We start from the raw sequence: 25,148 nt of genomic DNA, 5'->3' as shown, positions 1-25,148 counted from the left end.
AGGCATGCTAACACTAATTGAAAATGTTAGTGCGTATTGATCTTGTCAAAAACTGATATTTAAAAATGGATTAAATCAACCGCAGTACCATACTCTTTATACTGCGGATACCACATTAAGTTTCAGATGCTGATTTTGATTTATATTTGAAAATATTCCGAACGATAACAAACATAAAGGGAATAAAGGCTAGAACTAAAATTGTGCCGAAAATTACCCCACCAAGGACACTGACACCAATTTCTTGACGACTGGCAGCACCCGCACCTGAAGCAAATACCAAAGGTATAACCCCTGCACCAAAAGCAAGCGAGGTCATTAAAATTGGACGTAAGCGCAAACTTGCACCTTGTAAAGCAGCAGCAATCGCGTTAGCTCCACGCTCCTGAGCCATTGCCGCAAATTCAACAATTAAGATGGCATTTTTACATGACAACCCAATCGTCGTAAGTAACGCAATTTGGAAGTAAATATCGTTTGGAAATCCGACCAACCAACTAAAAATAATATTACCGCCAATACCCAATGGAATAGCAGCAATCACAACAGAAGGTATCGACCAACTTTCATATAAGGCAGCTAAACATAGAAAGATAAAGCCAACAGAGATGAGATAAAGCCAAATGGCTTGTGTACTCGATTGTTGCTCTTGAAACGATAATCCACTCCACGCTAGCCCAACCCCGTCCAATTGATCAACCATAGACTTGATATCACGCATTGCAGCACCACTGCTCACATTTTTTGCAGTGTCTGCTTCCATTTGTAGCGCGGAATAACCTTGGAAACGAGTCACCACATCAGGGCCTCCATCCCAATCCACAGTGGCAAAATTACCAAATGAAATCATTTGATTTTGATTATTTCGTACAGACCATAAATTGAGATCTTCAGGCTTTGAACGATACTCGGCATCCCCCTGCATCATGACGCGTTTAATACGTCCGCGATCAATAAAGTCGTTCACATAAGAACCACCCCAAGCTGCAGCCAAAGTGCTATTAATCGCAGATTGTGAAAGACCATTCGCCATCACTAATTTTTGATTGATATTCACTTTCAATTTGGCTTTATCTGGATTAGAGCGTTTGCCCAAATTTTCAAAAGTCGTGAAGTTGATTGCCTGTCGTTCTAGCGCTTGAAATTGATCTTCTAAATACTGTCGTCCTTGTCCATTTAAATCTTGCAGCCAAAACTCGATGCCGTTTGTATCGCCAAGACCACTTACAGAACCTGGCAAACTCACCATAATCCGAGCGCGACTGTCTTTTCTAAAGAACTCCATCGCTCGTTCACGAATGGATTGTGCAGAGTTTGCCTCACCTGGACGATCATCCCAATGATGTAATGCTACAAATCCTGTCCCTAAATTTTGACCCGTTCCTGAAAAATTTCGTCCATAACGAATTTGAACCAACCTAACATTCTGTTTTTCTTGTTCAAGAAAATACTCTCGAATACTTTCACCAACAAGCTGACTTTCTGTCATAGGTGCGCCTTCAGGTAAACTGAATTGGACACTGATAAAACCTTGATCTTCACTTGGAATAAAGCTGGTTGGAAGCGACTTATAAAACAAAGCAAAAATCACAATTAACCCAGCAAAACTGGTTAAAACGATCCATTTTAGTGACAGGCTTTTTTCAACCCACTTTAGATAATGCAATCGTAATGATTCCATTTTTGTATTAAACCATGTCGCCCATTTTGCTTCTTGTTGTTTAGGTTTAAGAATAATCGCACACAATGCTGGTGTGAGAATTAACGCGACCAACAATGACAGTGACATGGCTGCAATCAAGGTAATTGAAAACTGACGGTATATAACTCCTGTCGATCCTGTAAAAAAAGCCATCGGAATAAATACTGCAGTTAGCACCACTGTAATTCCAATTAAAGCCCCCGTCATCTCTTGCATAGATAAGATAGACGCTTGCTTTGCAGATAGCCCCTTTTCATGCATCAAACGTTCGACATTTTCGACCACCACAATTGCATCATCTACAAGTAATCCAATCGCAAGAACTAATGCAAAAAGTGTCAATGTATTGATGGTCATTCCGAGCGCAAATAAGACGGCGAAAGTGCCCAAAATAACAATTGGAACCGTGACCGTTGGAATAAGTGTTGCGCGCCAGCTTTGTAAAAAGATAAACATGACCAACACGACCAAGATAATGGCTTCAACTAAGGTCTTTACAACTTCTTTAATGGACTCTTGAACAAACGGCGTGTTATCTCGTGGGTAGACAATTTGATAGCCTTCAGGAAGTTTTTTCTTAATGTCCTCAAGTACTTCTTTAATTTTAGCTGAGGTTGCAAGAGCATTTGCACCAGATGACATTGAAACAGCCAAGCCTGCTGAAGGTGATCCATTAATGGTATTAAAAGCTTGATAATTTTCAGCACCTAACTCAATGCGTGCTACATCTTTTAAATAAATAAAACTTCCATCAGGGGTCGCTTTGACAATGATATTTTTAAATTCATCGACTGTTCTTAGTCGTGATCCAGCGGTAACTTTTGCATTAAGATACTGGTCTGCTACTGTCGGTAAATCTCCGATTCCACCTGCAGCAACTTGTGTATTTTGTGCTTCAATTGCGGCACGAATATCACTAGGCATCAACTGATATTGTTTCAATAAGTTCGGATCTAGCCAAATACGCATGGCATATTGAGAACCAAAGACATCAACCTCACCAACACCTTCTACACGCGCAATTTCTGGTTCAATGTGATCAGCCAAATAATCTGACAACGCAATATTATTACTTTGGTTCGTAGTGTCATATAACCCCACCACCATAAAGGTGTCACCTAAGGATTTATAGACATTGACCCCTTGACGCTTCACGTCTTCAGGCAAACGATTGATCACCCCATTAATGCTATTTTGAACTTGGACTTGTGCTGTGTCTGGATCAGTTCCGTTTTCAAAACTTAAACTAATTCGACTATTCCCAGATGCATTACTGGTAGAGCTAAAATAAAGTAAGTTATCAATTCCTTTAATTTGTTGTTCTATGACCTGTGTGACACTTTCCTCAACTGTTTCGGCATCAGCTCCTGTGTAAGTTGCTGATACAGTAATTCTTGGCGGAGCAATATCAGGATAGCGTTCTACCGGTAAGCTCATCACCGCAAATATACCAATTGCCATGACAATAATCGCAAGTACGCCAGCAAAAATAGGTCGTTCAATAAAGAACTTAGATAACATAGTCGTTAAGCCGTCAAAAGAATTCTAGAAAGTGTTTTCATTAAAATATATAAAAATTTAATTGATATTCAGTGACTATGAATAAAAAAACAAGAACTAATAACAGAAACGATCAACATTGATTGAATTAAGAAGAAAATATAAAGATCAATTCTCTGGAAATATCTGCAATAAATTACTTTAAATAGCTGATCCTAGCCAAAATAATGGACAGCACTTCCCTCTAAAGATAACGTAACGTTAACTTTGGAGATACAAGAATAGACGATATTTGTCTAGGAGAGTGGTGGCAGTTCAATATCTAACTAAAAGATGTCTACAAAAATGGTGACTCTTCACCTCATGTTTGAATTCGCCGACTAGCCGACTAAATATAAGTTAATTATATAACTTTTAAAGTATTTTTATATCCCCATTTGAGGATAGTCACTAGTCCGCAGGGGGGTCTATAATGCTTCTACATTTATGTTTTATTTTTTAGGGAAGAAATATATGAAAAAAGCATTATTAAGCCTTATGTTGAGTACACTGTTAGTAGCCTGTGGAGGCAGTTCTAATGACAATGGATCATCAACCGATACAACTTCTAAAATCGGAGTACTCACAGATGGTCCAGTTGCTGGAGCAAGCTATATCATTAATGGTGTAACCAAAAAAACCAATGCTGCAGGTGAGTTTGAATACCAAGAAGGCGATCAAGTCGAATTTTTGATTGGTAATATCAGTTTAGGTACAGTTCTTGCTGGAGAACGAGTTACTCCTGTTGAGCTTTCTAAGGATAAAGACGAGAGCTATTTAGTTAATCTTCTTGTTTTTTTACAATCATTGGATAACAATGAAAACCATGAAGATGGTATCCAAATTCCTGACAATATTAGTTTTATAGGCTCAAACAATAACATTAATTTTAATCAATCAACTGAGCAATTCGTTACTAGCTTTCAGCCTATTCTGAACAGTTTGCCTGATTTCGAAAATAAAGAAGTCGTCAGTCCAGACCTCGCAAAAGAAAACTTTAGCAAAGCTTTACTGAAAGATATTGTGGGCATTTGGTTTGCAAAAAATGATGAGTCCGAAGTTGTCTTACAAATTAATTCAGATGGTAGCTATATGATTGGTGAGCCTATTCTAATTGAACCAACTAGTAGTTCAAATGGAATGGAATATGGTTTTCTTGAAATTGATGCAACTACAGGAACATTCAATGCCTATACAGAAATCGATACCAATGAAGATTGGGGCTTGAATGATAATGGTGAAACCCGTGATATGACAATTTCATTCGATGGAACAACGCTAAAAATCGCTGAAAAAGACAACCCAAATGAAAGTGCGACATTCACTAAAATAGTGCGTAACAATAGTGATATTGTTGGTGCTTGGAGACTAAGTAGAGGCTTGCAACTCTTTGTATTCAACAGTAATGGGACTTATATTATGGTAGACCCGATTGGTGATGATCAAGTTGAGGAAGGCGATGAACCTTGTGGCGGTCCAGGAATTGAATATGGTAAATATAGAGTTTCCAATAACAAACTTTTTATTGATGAAACATCTATCGATACTAACGGTTGTGCTGGTTTAAATGACTCAGACTCTAGTGGAATAGACATCAACATAACTCCAACTACACTTACACTAACCATTGTAGATGAAGGCTCATATGCCTTTACACGCTTAAATTAATATACAACTGTTGACTCAATCTTACTGTAAGATTGAGTCAACTAATTTATATGTTCGAAATTAACCGCATACTTCATTAAGTTTCTATACAGTTCAACTTGACTCTTACACTCCAATTTTGAATAAATTGTTTTCATATAAGTTCTTAAGGAACTGACCGTAATATTACACACCTCAGCAATAGCATTAAAATTCATTCCATTCGAAAAGTGTTCACATATTTCTATTTCTCTAGGCGAAAGTTTAAACTCTTTTCTTAGTGCATGTTTAGATAAATTGATTGTGCAGTTATTTTGAGTGATAAAAACAGCAACACTTGCTCCAATATTTCTAAAACTAGTCTCTTTAAGTAAATCTAAAGGTGTGACCGTTATCTTGATTTGGTTATTTCCCTCACCCATACACATTACACCGCCTATATCTGTATATTGGGAATTAAAATGATCCAAAAAATTTGGTTTAAGCACGCTATTTATAATACTTCGAAATTCATTTTGATAGTCTTTGCTCAAAATTAAATGTTGGTTATGATCAATAGTAATCAATTTATTGTTTTCGAGAATAATTTTTTGTGCTTTTTGATTTGAAAATTTCAGTTTTGATTCTTTATCTAAAATAATAACACCAACTGCTAATTTCTCGATCACATGCATAACTGAATTATATTCACTTTTTAAATCAAAAAATTGGCGATATATTTGCAATGACCGTCTTAAATGTTTGCCTAACCGCTCTAAAATCATCGTATCTTCATGATTATATTCCGCCATTCCATCTGAACGATGCATTGCAAGAACTGCCCATTTATATGTTCCGTATTCCAAAAGCACGGCGTTGATGTATCTAATTTTGTGAGGTTTTAAGCAAAGTTTATAAAACTTTTCTTCATCTGGATGATTTGTTACTGCATAAGATTGGCTATCGAATTTATAACCACAACCAACTCCAGCCAAAATCATCTTTGCACCATGTAACTTCATATCAATGACATCTAAATTTTCTCGTTGATAATTCTCTAAACTTTCAGTTGGAATTTGATGTGAAACCACAAAATTATGTGTCGGGTTGAGTTGATCTAAATGAGTATAAATTGCCGTTGTACTATTAGTAAATTGAGCTACCTTCTGAAGGACTTGATTCCATAATTTTGGTTGTAAAGCTGCTTCGTATATTAATTCAATAATGCTATTTTCTTGTTCAGTTAACATCTGCCCCCCAAAAAAATGATGATGTTAATTTCTAGATAGCTTATCTTCAAAACTTTAAACAATCCATATTCATGTTAATTTTTAAGCAGTTATCCGATGAATAAAAAAATCCCCGCTTAATGCGGGGATTTTTTAGGCTGTGGGATGAATTACATCATACCGCCCATACCACCCATACCGCCCATGTCAGGCATAGCTGGTTTATCTTCTGGGATCTCTGTAATCATGCACTCAGTTGTTAACATTAAGCCCGCAACAGACGCAGCATGCTCAAGTGCAGAACGAGTAACTTTCGCTGGATCAAGGATACCCATCTCTAGCATATCGCCGTATTCACCAGTCGCAGCGTTATAACCGAAGTTGCCTTCGCCATTTTTAACTGCATTAATCACTACAGATGGTTCGTCACCTGCGTTAGATACGATTTGACGAAGTGGCGCTTCAATCGCACGACGAAGGATGTTGATACCTACGTTTTGATCATCGTTAATACCCGTTACACCGTCAAGTGCTTTAGCTGCACGTACTAATGCAACACCACCACCCGCAACAACACCTTCTTCAACAGCAGCACGAGTTGCATGAAGAGCATCGTCTACACGATCTTTCTTCTCTTTCATTTCAACTTCAGTTGCAGCACCGATTTTAATCACTGCTACACCGCCTGCTAATTTAGCAACACGCTCTTGAAGTTTTTCTTTGTCGTATTCTGAAGTTGATTCTTCGATTTGCGCACGAATTTGTTGAACACGCTCAGCAATTTGATTCGCATCGCCTGCACCATCAACAATCACTGTGTTTTCTTTAGATACAGTTACTTTGTGTGCAGTACCTAAATGTTCAAGTGTTGTTTGATCTAACTGCATACCGATTTCTTCAGAAATCACAGTACCACCAGTTAAGATCGCGATATCTTGAAGCATTGCTTTACGACGATCACCGAAGCCTGGTGCTTTAACAGCACATACTTTGATGATGCCACGCATGTTGTTTACAACAAGCGTTGCAAGTGCTTCACCTTCAACATCTTCAGCGATGATAAGAAGTGGTTTACCTGTTTTCGCAACTGCCTCAAGAACAGTAATCAACTCACGGATATTGCTTACTTTCTTATCAACAAGAAGGATAAATGGGTTTTCCAATTCAGCAGTTAATGTATCTTGTTTGTTTGCGAAGTATGGAGAAATATAACCACGGTCAAACTGCATACCCTCTACAACATCTAGAGAATCTTCAAAGCCTGAACCTTCTTCAACAGTGATTACACCTTCTTTACCCACTTTTTCCATCGCTTGAGCGATCAGTGAACCAACAGTCGTATCAGAGTTCGCAGAAATCGAACCAACTTGTTCAATCGCTTTAGAATCAGATGCTGGTTTAGCTGTTGCTTTAATATCTGCAACAACAGCTTTAACTGCAATATCAATACCGCGTTTCAAGTCCATTGGGTTCATACCCGCAGTTACTGACTTGATCCCTTCGTTCAAAATTGCTTGAGCTAAAACGGTTGCCGTTGTAGTACCGTCACCTGCGATGTCATTTGTTTTAGAAGAAACTTCACGAACAAGTTGAGCACCCATGTTTTCAAACTTGTCTTTTAATGTGATTTCTTTCGCTACAGAAACACCATCTTTAGTGATGTGTGGCGCACCGAATGAACGATCGATAACTACGTTACGGCCTTTAGGACCAAGTGTAACTTTAACTGCATCTGCAAGGATATTCACACCTGCGATCATTTTTGTGCGAGCTGAATCACCAAACTTAACGTCTTTAGCTGACATATTTGACTCCGAATATTATTAAAATTACTAAATCTGATTGATTAAATGAGTAGTATTAAAAAGAATCAATTAGCCTTCTAAAACAGCTAAAATATCTGACTCTTTCATGATTAATAGTTCTTCGCCATCTACTTTCACAGTTGTTCCTGCATAAGTACCAAACAATACCTTGTCACCTACTTTTACATCTAAAGCGCGAACGCCATTGTCAGTGATCTGACCATTACCAACTGCAATAATTTCACCTTGAGCAGGCTTTTCTGCAGCAGAACCTGGCAATAAAATGCCGCCAGCTGTTTTTGTTTCTTCTTCAACACGACGAATTACTACACGGTCATGTAATGGACGAATGTTGCTCATAAAAATACTCCATCAGACTAAGTCTTTTGATTAATAGTCGTGATCTTAATTTCCTTAGATCACCACCAAAATTATTTGATGTCACTTTTGTGGGGATGGAAAAAATTGCTTCAAGGGGAAAATGAAAAAAAATTTAATTTTTTGTATTTTTTTTAGGCATTTCGATAATTTAGCCTTCATTCCGATTTGCAACTAAATAAAATTTCTTGAATCTCGAATCAAAGCGATATTCACGCACCTTCAGTTTTTCATCAATTAGATTAAAACTATTAGAAAAGTCATGATGTAAACGATGTGACGTAGCGGTACCTGCATGAATATCCAATATTGGATGCTGAGCATTAAGTTGGAAAATCTTATTCAGATCATAAACAGCAGATACATGTAAATGACCATGTAGAATTGCATTCAACCCTGAGCTTGCCCATGTCTTTAGGGCTTTTTCAGTATTTTTAGGACGATCTTTAGACATATTTATACCGTGATCACCACTATAGAAAGGTTGATGCGTAAGCAGAATTTTTAATTTATCTTGAGGAGCCAATTTCATTTTTTGATCAATTTCCTGAATTTGAAACTCAGTAATACGACCTTTCGTATGGTACTTAGGATGAATTGTATTGATTCCTATAATATAAAAATGCTCAGTTTCTAAGGTCTGTTCCATTTCACCAAAAAACAACTTATACCGATGAAACGGACTTAAAAATCTGCGCCATAAATGAAACAAAGGAATATCGTGATTACCCGGAATCACAATATAAGGAACATTAAGTTCTTCTAGAAATTTTTTGCAGTGATAAAACTGTGAAAATCTTGCCCTTTGAGTGAGATCACCACTGACCACAACAGCTTCGATCAAATGTTCTGCAACAAAGTGAGCAATTGCATCTAAACAGTCTTGTTGCTCAGTTCCAAAATGCAAATCAGACAAATGTAAAATCATTGTGGCACCATTAAGGTCAGTGCATTTCTTTCAACATGAATATCTAATGGTGAATCCAGTTGAATAATTTCTCCATCGATTGCTACTGTCATTTTTTTTTGATGAGAACGTATTCGCACATGATCCGCACTAAAACTATATACGTCTGCTGCCTGATCTAATTTTCCACGAATGAGTTGGATGAGTGTTTTAAAAATACTCAGCTTATCCGTGCGAGCAAGTACAACTCCCGCAACCCGACCCTCTTCTGCCGTTTTAGCGATATTGAGGTTCATTTCTTTTAATTGAAGTTGGTTATTGCCTAAAAATAATAAAGGAGTTTTAACTGCATAATTCACACCATCCACCTCAATTTCTAACTTTAATTCTTTACGATCACGAATCAACACATCTAAGCCAGAAGTATAGGCATGTAATGGTAGACGCCCTAGTTTTTGGTTATATAACTCTCTTTTTTTAATAAACAATGGATAAAGACCCAAACTCGCATTATTTAGATAAATGGCATCATTAATTTTTGCCACATGTACCGCTTTAGGCTTACCTTCAACCACCAGTTTTGCAGCTTCGAGAATATCTAAAGGAATATTCAAAACCCGTGCAACATAATTGAATGTCCCTAAAGGTAAAATTACCAAAGGGATGGTTTGATGTAATAAATAATTAGCCACAGAATTTAACGTTCCATCCCCGCCAGCAACCACAATCACCCCCTGATTATCATGATTTAAATGTCGAAGATGAACTTTTTCGATGAGTGCTTGAACACTCATTTCTGAAGCAATATCAAAAACTTGTATTTCAAAACCTAGATCTGTCCAGTAATGCATAAGTTGTTCATAAATTTGATCATTATTGGTGGCATGAAATCCAGATTTTTCATTAAAAATCATAGACAAAGGCTTTAGCATTGAATTCATTTTATGAGTTTAAAAATTGAATTACTTTAAAATTTCGTCTATTTACTACTCAATTAAAAGCCAATTTATGTAATTTTTAAATGATGTTCATTTGATTTTTCGATGATGAGAATTGATCTCATATTTTAATTAAGTTTTTATTTTAAATGAATATTTAAACTATAAATACCAAACATAAAAATTAAAAATAAAAAATAAATCACTCATTTTTTAAAAAAATATCAAATAATTACATAAACTTAACACCAATCAAGTCTTAAGCACTATTTAAGCCTTTGGTCTTATTTTTTTTAAGAAAATATGCTTTAATACAGCCACTTTTTTTTCATACTGAATCTAGAGTCTGCAAACCAGCATCTAGATATTATTTGTACACCACATTGTACACTTTTGATATAGGCCTCACCATGACCCAAGTGAACGCACCAGAATTCGTTCGTCACCCTAAGCTTATTGCTTGGGTGGAAGAGATTGCTAAACTAACAAAACCAGCAAAAATTGAATGGTGTGACGGTAGCGCAGAAGAATATCAACGTTATATCGACTTGATGATCGCTAACGGCACAATGCAAGCGCTTAACCAAGAAAAGCACCCTGGTTCATATCTTGCAAACTCTGATCCTTCTGACGTTGCTCGTGTTGAAGACCGTACTTTTATCTGCTCTGAAAACAAAGAAGATGCTGGCGCAACTAACAACTGGGAAGCTCCAGCGGTTATGCGTGAAAAATTAAACGGTTTATTTGACGGTTCTATGAAAGGTCGTACTTTGTACGTTGTACCTTTCTCTATGGGACCTTTAGGTTCTCATATTGCTCACATTGGTATCGAACTTACTGACTCTCCTTATGTTGCAGTCAGCATGTCTAAAATGGCTCGCATGGGTAAAGCTGTTTATGACGTTCTAGGCACTGATGGCGAATTTGTTCCATGTGTACACACTGTAGGTGCACCATTGGAAGAAGGTCAAAAAGACGTTGCTTGGCCTTGCAACAAAGAAAAATATATCGTTCATTATCCAGAAACTCGTGAAATTTGGTCATTTGGTTCTGGTTATGGTGGTAACGCATTGCTTGGTAAAAAATGCTTAGCATTACGTATCGCATCATTCATGGGTCGTCAGCAAGGCTGGTTAGCTGAACACATGCTCATCCTTGGTGTGACAAATCCACAAGGTGAAAAACACTACATCGCAGCTGCATTCCCATCTGCTTGTGGTAAAACAAACTTTGCAATGTTAATTCCACCAGCAGGTTATGAAGGCTGGAAGATTGAAACTGTAGGTGACGATATTGCTTGGATCAAACCAGGTGAAGATGGTCGCTTATATGCAATCAATCCTGAAGCAGGTTTCTTCGGTGTAGCTCCTGGCACAAATACAAAGACGAACCCGAACTGTATGGCTACGCTTCATAAAGACGTGATCTATACAAACGTTGCCGTGACTGACAACGGTGAAGTATGGTGGGAAGGTCTTTCTAAAGAAGCACCTGCCAACCTAACTAACTGGAAAGGTCAACCACATACTGGTGAAGAAAAAGCAGCTCATCCAAATGCGCGTTTCACAGTTTCAGCTGGTCAATGCCCTTCTATTGATGCTGACTGGGAAAATCCAGCAGGTGTTCCAATCTCTGCGTTCATCTTTGGTGGTCGCCGTGCGGACACAGTGCCTCTAATTTCAGAAGCATTTGACTGGGTTGACGGTGTTTATAAAGCTGCAACGATGGGTTCTGAAACAACTGCTGCTGCTGTTGGTCAACAAGGTATTGTTCGTCGCGATCCATTTGCGATGCTTCCATTTGCTGGCTACAACATGGCTGACTACTTCACACATTGGTTAGAAATGGGTGAGAAAGTTGGTGAGAAAGCTGCAGCTGCTGGTAACAAGCTTCCTGGTATTTACAACGTGAACTGGTTCCGTCGTGATGCTGAAGGCAACTTTGTATGGCCTGGTTTCGGTCAAAACATGCGTGTTCTTGAGTGGATTATCGATCGCTGTGAAGGTCGTGCTGACGCTGTTGAAACTCCAATTGGTCGTGTTCCAACTTACGAAAAGTTGAACTGGACTGGTTCAGACTTTACGAAAGAGCAATTTGACCTTGTGACTTCTCAAGACAAAGAGCAATGGATCAAAGAACTTGAAAGCCATACTGAATTATTTAACAAACTTGGTGATCGTTTACCAGAAGCGTTGAAAAAACGTCAAGCTGAGCTTTTAGAAGCGGTTAAATCTGCTTAAGCATAATGAGAAAAAAGGTCACTTCGGTGACCTTTTTTTTACTTCAAACAAACTGAATAAAGTGTATTTAGTAACGTTTATTAGTACCAATAAGTTGTCACACTTATGGCATACTGATTTAAACAGCTTATTAGGATCAAATAATGAAAAAAATAGAAATGATTGGCTCTTGTTTAATCGCCCTTATGCTTACAGCCTGTCAATCTGTTCCGCGACAGCACAATGGAGCTACAGGATATCAAATTGAAAATAAATCAGAGAATTCTGCCAATATTTCGTATACCCTCTCTGCACGCGCCAACCAAAATATTGATGAACACAAATTACAACGTACTTGCCAACAAGTTCTAGGGCACACTCAACGATATAAAACCACCATTTTGAGTGTAAATGAAATTGCTAATCCCAATTATAAAACTCAAGAAACTCAACAAGTGCAAATTGGTCAATCACGAACATCATTCGGACTCTCAAACACTCAAAGCCTATACAGCAATGAAGACTACAATACACGTCTTTCTTTAGAAACTAAGCCTAGCCTCTTACAAGTCGTTCGCTTTAACTGCACACTCTAAACTTAGGACACTCAATGTACTTCATTGAGTGTCTTATAAAAACTGACATTTCTAAATTCAGGTGATTCATCCAAGTCTGGCCATGTCGTTGCACTGCGTTCATCAAGCTTTTCATACTTCGGATGACTAAAGTTTTTTACACGACTATCCGCCACCCACACCTCAGGTGCAAATTTTAAAAACTCATCTAAGAAGAAACGATTGCACTGGTCATACAACACATCAGCCGCCAACAAGATATCAACCTGCTCAGCTTTATATAAGTCATCCAAATATTCAAGCTCAACATCATTCAATTCAGCATTGGCACGACACGCATCCAAACCAACTTGGTCGATATCACAGCAAATGACACGCTTTGCCCCTGCCATTTTCGCTGCAATCGCGACTACGCCTGAACCTGCGCCAAAGTCTAAAACCACTTTGTCTTTCACATGATGCGGTTCAGCCAATAACCATTGTGCCATTGCTAAACCTGATGCCCAACAGAAAATCCAATATGGCGTATCATTCCAAATACGACGAATAACTTCATCATCTAGCTTATCGGTTGGAAAAACGGGTGGAATGAGCCAAAGTGAAATTGGTGTATCAGGCAGTTGCTGTGCATGAAGTTCACAATGTGGAATCACATCATGTAAGGCTTTTAGTAAATGTTCAGGCGCTTTAGGAAATTGGAAAGTACAGCTCATTGGATTTTATTTTTAAATATGCAAAATTTGAGTTTCAAATACGAAACCTAAATTAATAAAGAGAGTTCCCTCTCCTTTTTTAAAGGAGAGGGTTAGGGAGAGGATTTATCTAACTCAATACCCTCACCCCGACCCTTTCCCTGAGCCGTATACGGCGCAAGAGAGGGAGATAATATTAACCTAAAGCTTTTTCAGCTGCTTCAACTGTTTGACGAATCAACGTTGTGATTGTCATTGGTCCTACACCACCCGGTACTGGTGTGTAAGCTGAAGCAATATCTTCAATACCAACAAGTTGAATATCGCCCACACCACCGCCATCACGTGGATGGAAACCAGCATCAACAACTACTGCACCAGGTTTAATCCAATCTTTTTGAATCAATTCAGCTTTACCCACTGCACCCACAATGATATCCGCTTGCTTCACAAAGCTAGCAAGGTCTTGTGTACGAGAGTGACAAATCGTTACAGTAGCATTCGCCTCGAGAAGCATAGCTGCCATTGGTTTACCCAAAATTGCAGAACGACCTACAACAACCGCATGCTTACCTGCGATTTCAATGTTGTTTTCTTTCAGAATCGTCATAATACCAGCAGGTGTCGCAGAACCGTAAGCCGCTTCACCCATTGCCATACGACCATAACCAAGGCAAGTAACACCATCCACATCTTTTTCAAGTGAGATCGCATCAAAACACGCTCGCTCATCAATTTGCGCAGGTACTGGATGTTGTAAAAGAATACCGTGAACATCAGGATTTGCATTGAGTTTTTCAATTTCAGCAAGCAATTGTTCTGTCGTCGTTTCTTTTGGTAGTTCAACTTTAAGTGAATCCATACCAACACGGCGGCATGCATTACCCTTCATACGCACATAAGTTGCAGATGCACCATCGTCACCTACTAAAATCGTCGCAAGAATTGGAGTACGTCCTGATTTTGCTTTTAACGCTTCTACGCGAGTTAACAAATCAGCCTCAATTTGTTTTGCCAATGCACGACCATCTAAAACTAATGCCACGGCACATCTCCCAAGTGTTGATATGAATCAATTTCGCACATTCTACATGAATATTTTAAATAATTTCCGTTATATGCTGTTTTTCTGCACATACGAATAAAAGCACTATTGTTTTTTTTTCAGAGCTTGTTAATATACGCATCAACAAGACATGGCGGGGTGGCAGAGTGGTCATGCAGCGGACTGCAACTCCGTGTACGCCGGTTCGATTCCGACCTCCGCCTCCATCTTGTTAAGCCCGAGTGGTGAAATCGGTAGACACAGGGGATTTAAAATCCCCCGCCCACAAAGCGTGCCAGTTCGAGTCTGGCCTCGGGCACCATTCTTCTAATAGAGAATAATGGTGTAAATAAAGAACCCAGCGTAAGCTGGTTTTTTTATGTCTGCATTTTCTTTAAACTCATCTGCTATAATCACTCATCTTCAGAATTTCATATTCAAATGAATCAAAATCAGCAAGTTGCTCAATATCTTCAAGAACTAAAACAACAATATCCTCAAGCGTTTAAAAAAAACTTCTTGCTCTATAGTCAGTTAAAGACCAAAGGGATTCTAGATGAGCGTAAAGAACTGATCCCGCTTGCACTTGCATTAATGATTTTCCTCCCTTGCTCATATTTGTTAACCCTTTTGCTTAAACAACACATTGTTTTTTTAGAAGGCTTTCAATCTGGCGGGAGTGCTGTGTTGTGTATCATGTTATTTTTTATGCTGATTACGCCAATCATCCTCAAACAGATCAAGCATAGTAGCATCTCAACTTACCAGCAACTTAAAAATACCCCATTCAAACTGACCATCCTCATTCTTTTACAAAGTTTAAATATCGCTTTTATGGAAAGTTGGTTCTTACAGGGAATTTTGTTTTATTTCGCTATGAATTTTGGTTTCGTTAAATTTTATAAAGAGAATTTATTCCGAGAAAATACTTCTAAAGAAAACTATTACTACATTCAAGAAATTCGTAGAGTGGCTTTCTGGAGTTATAAACAAAATTTTAAGCTTTACTTAAAACTAATCTTTTCATCCAAAAACTCAAAGCAGCATCAATTATTGATTGAACAAAAACAAAAAAATGCGCAACTTTATGTTCATTTGATGAACTATGAAAACAAATTGTGTATGCGCTACAAGCATACCGATATAGAAAAATATATCGATAGCATCATGTAGCGCTACGATCAACTTGCTTGCTGCATTACTTTAATTATATTCAAATTGGTATCATACGTTGTTGAGTGCAATCTGAGTTGATCAACTTGATACTTCTGTGAATGAATATCTGTTAAAAACAACCAATCTGCACTCAATTGCGTAGAATCAAAGCTCAATTTTAAATAGCCTCGTTGATTCAAATTACAAAATCTTAATTCATCAATCAATTGGATAAACACTTGTTCAAATTGTTGCATTAAGTTCTCAGGTAAATTGAGATATTTCTCCATACCTGGTGAAGAAACTGAACTTGTTGCTAATTCAATCCCCACCTTCTCACCATTTTGTTGATGTAATGCAGACTCCCACGCATTATGGGTATCTCCAGCCAACACAACAACTTTCTTCTGATACTGCTCATACAAAGCATAAACACGCTCACGCTCAGCATAATAACCATCCCAAGCGTCTAAATTATAAGGAATCACGGTTAGGATTCTTGATAATTCAGCGTCAGTTAAGCTCGGGTCACTATTTTTATAACGCAATTTAATCGCGACCAACTCCATCAGACGTTTTTGAGCTTCTATTAAAAAGTTGTCATCTACCATTCCACTTTTGGCAACATTTAATATTTGCAATACTTCAGCAGGTACCAACATTTTCGCCATCAATACTTGCTGACCCAATACATTCCATATTGCACGAGAACTCTGAAGACTATTCGCCAACCAATTTAACTGATCTATCCCTATTAGCTGTCGCTGCTCATTCATTAATGCCGCTCTAAATTGCTCAACATTTAGATTTTCACCATCCATAAATGAAGCAAAAGCCAGTTGCTCATCTCGTGCCAACATACGTGTATCTAGCATATTAAGTTGAACTAAATCACCAAAATTAAACTGACGATAAATATGAAGAATATCGTTATTGCTTTTTTCGCGGATTGGCATCCACTCAAAATAAGCGGTTAGGGCTGCTGTTCTTCGTGCTACGAAATCTCCCTCTAAATCAGGTTGATGATTCTGCGCACCAGCTCTCCATGCATCATTTGTCAGCTCATGATCATCCCAAATCAGAATAAATGGATGACGTTGATGAACCGCTTGTAAATCAGGATCTGTTCGATATTTTGCATAACGTTTTCGATAATCTTCTAGACGGTAAATCTCGTTTTGATTATCCACATCGAGTGTTCTACCAAGCTTTTCGGCTTGTTCAGCTGCATACCCATCTTTGCCATATTCGTAAATATAGTCACCCAGATGCAGCACAGCATCCACGTCCTGCTTCGCAATTTCACGGTACACATAAAAATAACCAGCAGGATAATTTGAGCATGAGCATACCGCAAAGTTAACCGCATTGGACTTGGTTGCTAAGGTCTTCGTACGACCAATTGGAGAATGTATCTGCCCATATTTAAATCGGTAATAATAACGAGTATCAGCACTCAAATTAAGTACATCGACTTTCAAGCAAAAGTCTTTAGCAGCAGAAGTCTTGATTTTTCCCATCTGAACAATATTTGAAAAATTCTCATCAAGTGCAATTTCCCAATCTAATTCATATATTGCCGCCACATCTGTAGGTGTTATTCGCGACCAAAGAATTATTCGATCCTGTAATGGATCTCCACTCGCCACTCCATGCAAAAATTCAACTTTATGCTCATTGCTGGTTTGACCATCGCCATTACATGCTGTAATCAGAACAGGCAGTGAAATCGCACCTAATCCAGCCAATGAATTTTTAATTAATGCGCGTCTTGAGATTTTATTTTTCATTTTATTTACGAATTGGCGAGTTATTTTAACTTCGAACTTAAACCGTATTTATGAAGCTAAAATTGCAATCAGATGACAATTTAATGTCCAAATATCATAAACCATCGCCCCAAAATTTATATTTTTTAATCTAATAAATGCAAGTTGATTGAAAAGAAAGCAAATAATACGATTTTCTCTTGCCAAGCTTAAAAGTGTCCTCTATTATTGCGCACATGCCCGAGTGGTGAAATCGGTAGACACAGGGGATTTAAAATCCCCCGCCCTCAAAGCGTGCCAGTTCGAGTCTGGCCTCGGGCACCATTCTTCTGATAGAGAATAATGGTGTAAATAAAGAACCCAGCGTAAGCTGGTTTTTTTATGCCTAGCGTTTAGCCACAACAATAACAACACAAAAAAATAGAGAGCGATTTACCACTCTCTATTTGAAACAAGTTCTTCCATTTCGATATCTAAGAATCCCTCTTCCTGAACGACCATCATCATTGCCTCAGCAATATAGTCTGCTGCTGCATCATCAAGAGAAGAATCAAGATCTTCGAACTGAGGTTTCATCTCATTAATTTCCGCCACAATATCATTGGCGATTTGATAAATCTCAGCATCGGAATTCACCTTAGATACCTTCTTTGAGAATTTTTCAATGAGTTGCTGAATTTCAGCCACGAGAATATCAGGATAATATTCATCGTCGAACATCGGGAGAAGTACATCATTCAACATATTAAAGCTCAAGTAATAGCATTAACAAAAACCGAGCTTATATAACACAAGCTAGACATTAAACCAACAATAAAAACGAGGAGTAAATCTCACTTTTAATCAAAGTATAACTAAGCTAATATTTTCATTGATGATTTTAACCGTCTTAAATCTGCCTTTAATTTAACTAACACTATTCATTGCTGCCCAAATTTGAATAGCTTGCACCATTTCTTTTACATCATGTGCTCTGACCATACATGCTCCTTGCTGTACGCTTAACAGATGCCCCGTCACCGAACCCACTGCACGTTCATGGGCAGGTACACCACCTAAAGCTTCACCAATAAATCGCTTACGAGATAATGCAGAAAGCATTGGATAGCCCAACTCATTTAATTTATACAACTCTTTTAATAATTTCAGGTTTTGATGTGCATTTTTTGCAAATCCGAAACCCGGATCAATCATGATATTTTCAGGTTTAATTCCTGCATTTAATGCTGCATCTAATCGAGTTTGCAATTCTGAAATCACATCTAAAGTAATATCATCATATTGATCCAACTGGTTCATTGTGGTTGGCTCACCACGCATATGCATGATAATGACTGGAATATCTAATTCCGCAGCTGTTTCTAAAGCATGTGGCTTTGTTAATGCTCTGACATCATTCCAAATATGCGCTCCAGCTTTAACCGCCTTTTTAATCACTTCTGGTTGAGAAGTGTCGATTGAGATCACTACATTCAATTTTGACAACGCTTCAACGACCGGAACTACACGATCTACTTCATCTTGAACATCAACAGCAGATGCGCCAGGGCGAGTTGACTCACCACCTACATCAATAACACTCGCCCCTTCAGCAATCATTTGCTTTGCTCTCTCTAGTGCCGCCTCTACACTATTGTGTTTACCACCATCACTAAACGAATCTGGCGTTACATTTAACACACCCATTACATGAGGCTTTGACAAATCAAGTTCCAATGCACCACATTTAAGAATCTGATTAGGTAAAGAGATAAGTTGCATATTGATGTTCCTAGAAAATCTATTCACATGATATCAAGTAAAATTTAAACATGAGGGATAATTTCAACACAAAAAAAAGAGCCTCATAAGAGGCTCCTTCATTTTAGCTTGCTGGTAAAGGTGGAGGCGTTGAAGGACCATCTGTAGGGGTTACATCTACAATTGGATTCTCAGCCACATATACCTTAGGTGGTTGAGGTTCACGACCTTCCATAATGTCACGGATTTGATCACGATCAATCGTTTCCCACTCAAGCAAAGCTTTTACCATCGCATGGGCAATATCTTTATTATTTTCTAAGATATCACGTGCAACTTTGTACTGCTCATCTAGGATACGGCGAATTTCACGATCAACTTCAAGTTGAGTCGTTTCAGAAATAGTACGACCACCTAGACTACCCATAAATGACTGTTGAGCATCTTCTTCATAAACCATGACACCCATCTTGTCAGACATACCGTACTTAGTCACCATTGCACGCGCCATTTTTGTTGCACGTTCAAAGTCGTTAGAAGCCCCAGTTGACATCTGATTAATGAAAATTTCTTCTGCAATACGACCACCAAACAGAATAGAAAGCTCATTCAACATTTTGTCTTTGTAATGACTGGTTTGATCAAACTCTGGAAGCTGCCAAGTTACACCTAATGCCCAACCACGTGGCATGATCGTGACTTTATGTACTGGGTCTGTGCCTGGAAGCATTTCAGCTACAATCGCATGACCTGCTTCATGATAAGCCGTTGCGCGACGCTCTTCTTCACGAAGAACCATTGATTTACGCTCTGGCCCCATATAAAGCTTATCTTTTGCATCTTCAAAGTCATGCATATCGACCGTATTTTTATTACGACGTGCAGCAAATAACGCAGCTTCATTGACTAAGTTTGCCAATTGCGCACCAGAGAACCCTGGAGTACCACGTGCCAATACTTTGACATCCACACCAGTCACTGAAGGTAATTTTTTCAAATGCACATTCAGGATTTGCTCACGACCTTTAATATCTGGAAGTCCAACCATCACTTGACGGTCGAAACGTCCCGGACGAAGTAAAGCTTTATCTAGAACGTCAGCACGGTTAGTCGCAGCAATAACGATGATACCTTCATTACCTTCGAAACCATCCATTTCCACCAACATCTGGTTCAAGGTTTGTTCGCGCTCATCGTGACCACCACCAGTACCTGAACCACGATGACGACCCACCGCATCAATCTCATCAATGAAAATGATACACGGCGCATGACGTTTCGCTTGCTCAAACATATCACGTACACGTGATGCACCAACACCAACGAACATTTCAACAAAGTCCGAACCTGAGATACTAAAGAATGGAACCTTAGCCTCTCCAGCAATCGCTTTCGCAAGTAAAGTTTTACCTGTGCCCGGTGGACCTACCATCAGGACACCACGAGGAATGCTCGCACCAAGACGCTTAAACTTTGTTGGATCTTTCAAGAAATCCACAATTTCAACGACTTCTTGTTTCGCTTCGTCACAACCCGCAACATCTGTGAAAGTGACTTTGATTTGGTCTTCTGAAAGCATTTTTGCTTTTGACTTACCAAAACTCATCGGGCCGTTTTTACCACCAGCACCGCCACCCATGTTGCGCATAAAGAACATGAATAACAAAATGATTAAAAGTACTGGAAAGCTTGCGATCAAAAGCTGCATCAATAAACCTTGACGTTGCGGAGCAGTGCCCTCAACAACGACATTATTTTTGATGAGATTCGGCATTAACTCAGGATCTTGAACCGCAGGACGAATACTCTCAAATGGAGAACCATTTACTTTTTCGCCACTAATTCGTTCACCGTCAATGGTAACTTGTTTAATTTGACCAGCATTAACCGCTGCAACAAATTCTGAATAGTTCAATGCAGCAGGCTTATCACGGTCACTAATGTTGCTGAAAATTAATATCAGCACACCAAGTATAACAAGCCATAAAACGGCATTCTTAAAGAGATCGCTCAAAGCTTTATTCCCATATCAATCTAATTTGATCATGCCCAAAATTGGGTGACCTTTAACAAAAAGCGAGTAAATCAATTTCGCAATAAAATATTCAAAAGGTACAAAATGCACATTTTTTAGCGACTTGGCAAGTCACTTTATTGCGAATTCTTTTTACGGCCCTGTCCAATTAAAAAAACTTCCTTCGAACGAGCACGCGAGGCAGCAGGCTTTGCAGTTTTTAATACTTCAAAACTGTCTACAACTTCCTTACGGAATTCGTCAAAACCAGTTCCTTGGAAAACTTTGACAACAAACTGTCCTTTCGGACCTAAAACTTTATTGGCAAAGTCTAATGCAAGTTCACACAAATAAATTTGTCGAGGTTGATCAACGGCCTTATTACCTGATGTATTGGGGGCCATATCTGAAATTACAACGTCTACAGTTCGTCCATTTAAAATATTTAACAATTTTTCGAAAACTTCCTCTTCTCGAAAGTCTCCTTGCAGGAACGTCACATCTGGAAGTGCATCCATTTCCAAAATATCTGATGCAATCACTAAACCTTTATCACCCACTAATTTTCCAGCGATTTGGGACCAACTACCAGGTGCAGCACCAAGGTCTACAACAGTCATACCAGGTTTAATGATTTTGTATTTCTCTTGGATTTCAAGCAATTTATATGCAGCACGCGCACGATAACCTTCCTTTTGTGCTTTTTTCACAAACGGGTCATCTAAATGCTCTCTCATCCACGCACGACTACTTTTGGATAACTTCTGATTGGTAATGCGTGTTGCCATAACTCTTTAAATACACGTAATCTTCTAACTTTTTATTGTACGTGAATTTTATCCCCCTTGCAGTATTCATCTGTATCTAATTCAAGATTATCGTTTATGTTTTTTGATTTAAGTTGATCGATTATTTCTGAGAAACATAAGCGTTTGATCTCTTGATTTGCTATACTAAGTCGTTTTTAAAATTAGGTTATCTTTATGGCGGCTTTATCAATTCAGGAACGCAAACGTTTGCGTCAAATCGGACATGCACTTAACCCAGTGGTAATGTTAGGTGGTCAAGGTTTAACTGAAAATGTCATTGAAGAAACTCAACGTGCTTTAAATGATCATGAGTTAATTAAAGTAAAAATTGGCGGTGAAGATCGTGATGCTCGTGCAGCAGTCATTACTGAAATCGCCGAAGTTACTGGTGCAGAGGTTGTTCAAACCATTGGAAAGATTGCACTTTTATATAAGAAAGCGGCAAAACAAAATCCTAAACTTTCGAATCTTGTTCGCCACGCACATCTTTCTAATTAATTTGAGTTGCATTGAATGGCAAGTTACGAACTAAATTCTTTTGACCGTTACTTTGATATCTCCTTGGTTGGTGCAATTGAACAAGCGAGTCCATACACACTAAATGTGGGCTATTGGTTACGTGACCCAAATCAATACTTAGTTTATCCGGAAATTGTAGCTGGTCATCCACGACGAGATTTTCTTTGGGAAGAAACCTGCTTTGAAATTTTCATTGGGGTGAAAGATCAGGACTTTTATCGTGAAGTCAATCTCTCCCCTTCTCAAGCTTGGCAAGCGTATCAATTTGAAGAGTATCGTTACCCTGAAGATATGCCACCTCAAGCAGCTTATGACATAGAACTGAATTCACTCAAAAAGACGCACTATGGTTTAAATGTGAGCCTTGATCTAACGGAGTTTATGTTAAAACATAAATTGAAATGGCAGGATATTTTTATTGGCTTATCCGCTGTATTAAACACATCGCAAGCTAAACATTATTATGCGATGCAGCATAGTAGTCCTGAGGCTGACTTCCATAACAAGCGCGATTGGTTGCATCAGTTTTAAAAAAAATAGTGAGATTTAATCTCACTATTTTTTTACCCCAATATTTCAGTTCTATAGTTGTAGACTCTTCCCACCTCTTTTAGAGTTAAGTTTTATACAGCTGATCTCAACGTGTTATATCTAGTTATATTTGTAATTCCTGTTATTCATTTCTAATTTCAAAATTGTCCTTAATCACTTGAACAGCCAAATTTGCTCTTAAATATTTCTTCACAAACACCGAAGTAGCGTCAAATCTCTTTAAATTCGATCTCGGTTTAATTTTTAAAACCCAGCATGCTAACTACCAATTTCATCTTTAAATAATTGAACCTACGCTTTTAACAAGCAATTCAATATTTACCTCTATTTTCCATATTTAATCAGTCCTTTCTAAAATACTTGTAAATTGACCTAATTAGTACTTTTTTCGAACTTTTAGGAAGCATTTGGAGCAACTTCAACATTTGTTCTATTTAACAAATCAGCTTTTCAGAAGCTTTGTTATTCTGTTTCAGAAACTTAGCTTATTAATTGTAAGTCTACATAAATTTTGATAAATCGTGATAAAACTTAACTTTTGAATTATTAAACAATTCTTACATTCTTAGACTTTTGTCCAAAGTTTAAAAAGCAGACTTTTAAACAAATTACAAGGTATATATCTGACGAATTCAGGTTTATTTACGTGGACTTTATCAAGGTGTTTGCGTATAATGCCGTGTTAAGTTCAAGCGAGCAGATGTAAGGAGGGTGGGTTTTAAAGTAGCCTTCCTTTTTTTTCGTCTACTCGCTTTTTTACAGCCTAAATTTCAGGAGCTTTGGTTTGAGCACCCCAGCAATTTTAGCCCTTGCCGATGGTACGATCTTTAAAGGAACGTCAATCGGTGCATCGGGTAGTACGACTGGTGAAGTCGTTTTCAACACTGCCATGACTGGCTATCAAGAAATTTTGACTGACCCAAGTTATGCACAACAGCTTGTTACGCTTACCTATCCACACATTGGTAACACAGGTTGTAATGATGAAGACGCTGAGTCAGGTCGAATTCATAAAGTATGGGCAAACGGATTGATCATTCGTGACCTACCTTTATTGCACAGCAACTTCCGATCTACGCAATCTTTAGGCGAATACTTAAAATCTCACAATGTTGTCGCTATCGCTGACATTGATACACGTAAACTGACACGTATTTTACGTGCTAAAGGTGCACAAAACGGTTGTATCTTAGCTGGTGAAAATATTACAGAAGAAGAAGCTTTAGAAAAAGCTCGTGCATTCGGCGGTCTGAATGGTTTAGACCTTGCTAAAGAATGCTGTGATCCAAACGGTTTCGAATGGACTGAAGGTTCTTGGAAATTAGGTCAAGGTTTCTCCCAACCAGAAGCAAAATTTCATGTTGTCGCATATGATTACGGTGTCAAAACCAACATCTTACGTATGCTCGCAGACCGCGGTTGTAAATTAACTGTTGTGCCTGCACAAACTCCTGCTGAAAAAGTTCTTGCTCTAAATCCAGATGGCGTATTCTTATCGAATGGTCCTGGCGATCCTGCAGCATGTGACTATGCAATTGAAGCTGTAAAAACAATTGTTGAAGATGCTCGTAACGTACCTGTATTTGGTATTTGTTTGGGTCACCAAATTCTTGCTCTCGCTTCTGGCGCTAAAACGGTGAAAATGCCTCATGGTCACCATGGTGCTAACCATCCTGTACAAAACATCGAAGATGGTACAGTGATGATTACTTCTCAAAACCATGGCTTCGCAGTGGATGCAGAAACATTACCTGCAAACCTTAAAGCGACGCACAAATCATTGTTCGATCAAACTCTTCAAGGGATTCATCGTACAGATAAGCCTGCGTTTAGTTTCCAAGGTCACCCAGAAGCAAGCCCAGGTCCACATGATTGTGCACCATTGTTCGATCATTTCATCGAACTTATTGAAGCATCTAAGAAGTAATTGAGGAG

Annotated in this window: 20 protein-coding genes and 3 tRNA genes; 10 read left to right on the top strand and 13 right to left on the bottom strand. The window is 38.3% G+C overall.

Features of this window, described 5'->3' with window-relative positions; genetic code table 11:
- Positions 1-115: 115 nt before the first annotated feature.
- Positions 116-3,223 carry a multidrug efflux RND transporter permease subunit gene (locus tag FTV32_RS05225; RefSeq protein ID WP_180028133.1) on the bottom strand — a complete coding sequence of 1,036 codons (3,108 nt, stop codon included), beginning with the start codon at positions 3,221-3,223 and terminating at the stop codon, positions 116-118.
- 516 nt (positions 3,224-3,739) lie between these two features.
- Here FTV32_RS05225 and FTV32_RS05220 point away from each other — a divergent pair.
- Positions 3,740-4,909, top strand: a complete 1,170-nt coding sequence (locus tag FTV32_RS05220) for a hypothetical protein (protein ID WP_218947353.1) — start codon at positions 3,740-3,742, stop codon at positions 4,907-4,909.
- 41 nt (positions 4,910-4,950) lie between these two features.
- Here FTV32_RS05220 and FTV32_RS05215 read toward each other — a convergent pair whose 3' ends face one another.
- The 5 genes from FTV32_RS05215 to FTV32_RS05195 form a co-directional block, all read right to left on the bottom strand.
- Entirely contained in the window at positions 4,951-6,117 is a 1,167-nt protein-coding gene (locus tag FTV32_RS05215; protein WP_180028131.1) for a helix-turn-helix transcriptional regulator, read from the bottom strand.
- A 149-nt stretch (positions 6,118-6,266) separates the two neighbouring features.
- On the bottom strand, positions 6,267-7,901 hold the full coding sequence (gene groL / locus FTV32_RS05210) for a chaperonin GroEL (protein ID WP_035266940.1): 1,635 nt from the start codon (positions 7,899-7,901) through the stop codon (positions 6,267-6,269).
- A 69-nt stretch (positions 7,902-7,970) separates the two neighbouring features.
- On the bottom strand, positions 7,971-8,261 hold the full coding sequence (gene groES / locus FTV32_RS05205) for a co-chaperone GroES (protein ID WP_004810787.1): 291 nt from the start codon (positions 8,259-8,261) through the stop codon (positions 7,971-7,973).
- A 169-nt stretch (positions 8,262-8,430) separates the two neighbouring features.
- Complete coding sequence (locus FTV32_RS05200; RefSeq protein ID WP_180028130.1) at positions 8,431-9,207, bottom strand: metallophosphoesterase; 777 nt, start codon at positions 9,205-9,207, stop codon at positions 8,431-8,433.
- Entirely contained in the window at positions 9,204-10,127 is a 924-nt protein-coding gene (locus tag FTV32_RS05195; protein WP_180028129.1) for a diacylglycerol kinase family protein, read from the bottom strand. The genes FTV32_RS05200 and FTV32_RS05195 overlap by 4 nt, the downstream gene beginning before the upstream one ends.
- 407 nt (positions 10,128-10,534) lie before the next feature.
- Between FTV32_RS05195 and FTV32_RS05190 the strand changes: the two genes are divergently transcribed.
- Both FTV32_RS05190 and FTV32_RS05185 read left to right on the top strand, forming a co-directional pair.
- The gene (locus FTV32_RS05190) at positions 10,535-12,364 is read left to right on the top strand and encodes a phosphoenolpyruvate carboxykinase (GTP) (RefSeq protein ID WP_180028128.1); all 1,830 of its coding nucleotides are present in this window, start codon (positions 10,535-10,537) and stop codon (positions 12,362-12,364) included.
- 143 nt (positions 12,365-12,507) lie between these two features.
- Entirely contained in the window at positions 12,508-12,939 is a 432-nt protein-coding gene (locus tag FTV32_RS05185) for a hypothetical protein (protein WP_180028127.1), read from the top strand.
- 11 nt (positions 12,940-12,950) lie between these two features.
- On the opposite strand, the gene FTV32_RS05180 is transcribed toward FTV32_RS05185, so the two are convergent.
- The gene (locus FTV32_RS05180; protein ID WP_180028126.1) at positions 12,951-13,631 is read right to left on the bottom strand and encodes a methyltransferase; all 681 of its coding nucleotides are present in this window, start codon (positions 13,629-13,631) and stop codon (positions 12,951-12,953) included.
- Between the two features lie 175 nt (positions 13,632-13,806).
- Complete coding sequence (gene folD / locus FTV32_RS05175; protein ID WP_092765931.1) at positions 13,807-14,655, bottom strand: bifunctional methylenetetrahydrofolate dehydrogenase/methenyltetrahydrofolate cyclohydrolase FolD; 849 nt, start codon at positions 14,653-14,655, stop codon at positions 13,807-13,809.
- Positions 14,656-14,808: 153 nt separating this feature from the next.
- On the opposite strand from folD, the gene FTV32_RS05170 reads away from it, so the two are divergent.
- The 3 genes from FTV32_RS05170 to FTV32_RS05160 all read left to right on the top strand — a co-directional run bounded on the left by FTV32_RS05170 (position 14,809) and on the right by FTV32_RS05160 (position 15,828).
- A tRNA-Cys gene (locus FTV32_RS05170) sits at positions 14,809-14,882 on the top strand.
- 9 nt (positions 14,883-14,891) lie between these two features.
- Positions 14,892-14,977: transfer RNA gene (locus tag FTV32_RS05165), tRNA-Leu, on the top strand.
- Positions 14,978-15,096: 119 nt separating this feature from the next.
- Entirely contained in the window at positions 15,097-15,828 is a 732-nt protein-coding gene (locus FTV32_RS05160; protein ID WP_180028125.1) for a hypothetical protein, read from the top strand.
- 8 nt (positions 15,829-15,836) lie between these two features.
- Here the strand turns inward: FTV32_RS05160 and FTV32_RS05155 are convergent, their stop codons facing one another.
- Positions 15,837-17,600: an alkaline phosphatase gene (locus FTV32_RS05155; RefSeq protein ID WP_180028124.1), complete on the bottom strand. Its 1,764-nt coding sequence runs from the start codon at positions 17,598-17,600 to the stop codon at positions 15,837-15,839.
- A gap of 217 nt (positions 17,601-17,817) precedes the next feature.
- Here FTV32_RS05155 and FTV32_RS05150 point away from each other — a divergent pair.
- Positions 17,818-17,903 (top strand) — tRNA-Leu (locus FTV32_RS05150).
- Positions 17,904-18,011: 108 nt separating this feature from the next.
- Here the strand turns inward: FTV32_RS05150 and FTV32_RS05145 are convergent.
- From FTV32_RS05145 to rlmE, 4 genes are all read right to left on the bottom strand, one after another.
- Positions 18,012-18,323, bottom strand: coding sequence for a DUF5713 family protein (locus FTV32_RS05145; RefSeq protein WP_035266912.1), 312 nt, complete (start codon positions 18,321-18,323; stop codon positions 18,012-18,014).
- A 162-nt stretch (positions 18,324-18,485) separates the two neighbouring features.
- Positions 18,486-19,340, bottom strand: coding sequence for a dihydropteroate synthase (gene folP / locus FTV32_RS05140; protein ID WP_180028123.1), 855 nt, complete (start codon positions 19,338-19,340; stop codon positions 18,486-18,488).
- A 103-nt stretch (positions 19,341-19,443) separates the two neighbouring features.
- Positions 19,444-21,333 (bottom strand): ATP-dependent zinc metalloprotease FtsH, encoded by a 1,890-nt coding sequence (ftsH, locus tag FTV32_RS05135; protein ID WP_035266907.1) that lies wholly within the window; start codon positions 21,331-21,333, stop codon positions 19,444-19,446.
- 137 nt (positions 21,334-21,470) lie between these two features.
- Positions 21,471-22,121: a 23S rRNA (uridine(2552)-2'-O)-methyltransferase RlmE gene (gene rlmE / locus FTV32_RS05130; protein WP_179998526.1), complete on the bottom strand. Its 651-nt coding sequence runs from the start codon at positions 22,119-22,121 to the stop codon at positions 21,471-21,473.
- Between the two features lie 195 nt (positions 22,122-22,316).
- Here rlmE and yhbY point away from each other — a divergent pair, with 195 nt between their 5' ends.
- From yhbY to carA, 3 genes are all read left to right on the top strand, one after another.
- On the top strand, positions 22,317-22,640 hold the full coding sequence (gene yhbY / locus FTV32_RS05125) for a ribosome assembly RNA-binding protein YhbY (RefSeq protein WP_035266903.1): 324 nt from the start codon (positions 22,317-22,319) through the stop codon (positions 22,638-22,640).
- A gap of 15 nt (positions 22,641-22,655) precedes the next feature.
- Positions 22,656-23,192, top strand: coding sequence for a DOMON-like domain-containing protein (locus FTV32_RS05120; protein ID WP_180028122.1), 537 nt, complete (start codon positions 22,656-22,658; stop codon positions 23,190-23,192).
- Positions 23,193-23,997: 805 nt separating this feature from the next.
- On the top strand, positions 23,998-25,140 hold the full coding sequence (carA, locus tag FTV32_RS05115; RefSeq protein WP_035266900.1) for a glutamine-hydrolyzing carbamoyl-phosphate synthase small subunit: 1,143 nt from the start codon (positions 23,998-24,000) through the stop codon (positions 25,138-25,140).
- Positions 25,141-25,148 lie beyond the last annotated feature (8 nt).

The organism is Acinetobacter sp. YH16032, assembly GCF_013417345.1.
In the GTDB taxonomy this organism is placed as follows: Bacteria; Pseudomonadota; Gammaproteobacteria; order Pseudomonadales; family Moraxellaceae; genus Acinetobacter.
The sequence above is the reverse complement of the archived record's forward strand: the minus strand, read 5'-3'. Positions and strand labels throughout refer to the sequence as shown.

Excerpts from the sequence above, each read along its gene's own strand:
- FTV32_RS05225 (WP_180028133.1), bottom strand. The coding sequence starts at position 3,223 with ATGTTATCTAAGTTCTTTATTGAACGACCTATTTTTGCTGGCGTACTT.
- FTV32_RS05220 (WP_218947353.1), top strand. The coding sequence starts at position 3,740 with ATGTTGAGTACACTGTTAGTAGCCTGTGGAGGCAGTTCTAATGACAAT.
- FTV32_RS05215 (WP_180028131.1), bottom strand. The coding sequence starts at position 6,117 with ATGTTAACTGAACAAGAAAATAGCATTATTGAATTAATATACGAAGCA.
- groL (WP_035266940.1), bottom strand. The coding sequence starts at position 7,901 with ATGTCAGCTAAAGACGTTAAGTTTGGTGATTCAGCTCGCACAAAAATG.
- groES (WP_004810787.1), bottom strand. The coding sequence starts at position 8,261 with ATGAGCAACATTCGTCCATTACATGACCGTGTAGTAATTCGTCGTGTT.
- FTV32_RS05200 (WP_180028130.1), bottom strand. The coding sequence starts at position 9,207 with ATGATTTTACATTTGTCTGATTTGCATTTTGGAACTGAGCAACAAGAC.
- FTV32_RS05195 (WP_180028129.1), bottom strand. The coding sequence starts at position 10,127 with ATGAATTCAATGCTAAAGCCTTTGTCTATGATTTTTAATGAAAAATCT.
- FTV32_RS05190 (WP_180028128.1), top strand. The coding sequence starts at position 10,535 with ATGACCCAAGTGAACGCACCAGAATTCGTTCGTCACCCTAAGCTTATT.
- FTV32_RS05185 (WP_180028127.1), top strand. The coding sequence starts at position 12,508 with ATGAAAAAAATAGAAATGATTGGCTCTTGTTTAATCGCCCTTATGCTT.
- FTV32_RS05180 (WP_180028126.1), bottom strand. The coding sequence starts at position 13,631 with ATGAGCTGTACTTTCCAATTTCCTAAAGCGCCTGAACATTTACTAAAA.
- FTV32_RS05160 (WP_180028125.1), top strand. The coding sequence starts at position 15,097 with ATGAATCAAAATCAGCAAGTTGCTCAATATCTTCAAGAACTAAAACAA.
- FTV32_RS05155 (WP_180028124.1), bottom strand. The coding sequence starts at position 17,600 with ATGAAAAATAAAATCTCAAGACGCGCATTAATTAAAAATTCATTGGCT.
- FTV32_RS05145 (WP_035266912.1), bottom strand. The coding sequence starts at position 18,323 with ATGTTGAATGATGTACTTCTCCCGATGTTCGACGATGAATATTATCCT.
- folP (WP_180028123.1), bottom strand. The coding sequence starts at position 19,340 with ATGCAACTTATCTCTTTACCTAATCAGATTCTTAAATGTGGTGCATTG.
- rlmE (WP_179998526.1), bottom strand. The coding sequence starts at position 22,121 with ATGGCAACACGCATTACCAATCAGAAGTTATCCAAAAGTAGTCGTGCG.
- yhbY (WP_035266903.1), top strand. The coding sequence starts at position 22,317 with ATGGCGGCTTTATCAATTCAGGAACGCAAACGTTTGCGTCAAATCGGA.
- FTV32_RS05120 (WP_180028122.1), top strand. The coding sequence starts at position 22,656 with ATGGCAAGTTACGAACTAAATTCTTTTGACCGTTACTTTGATATCTCC.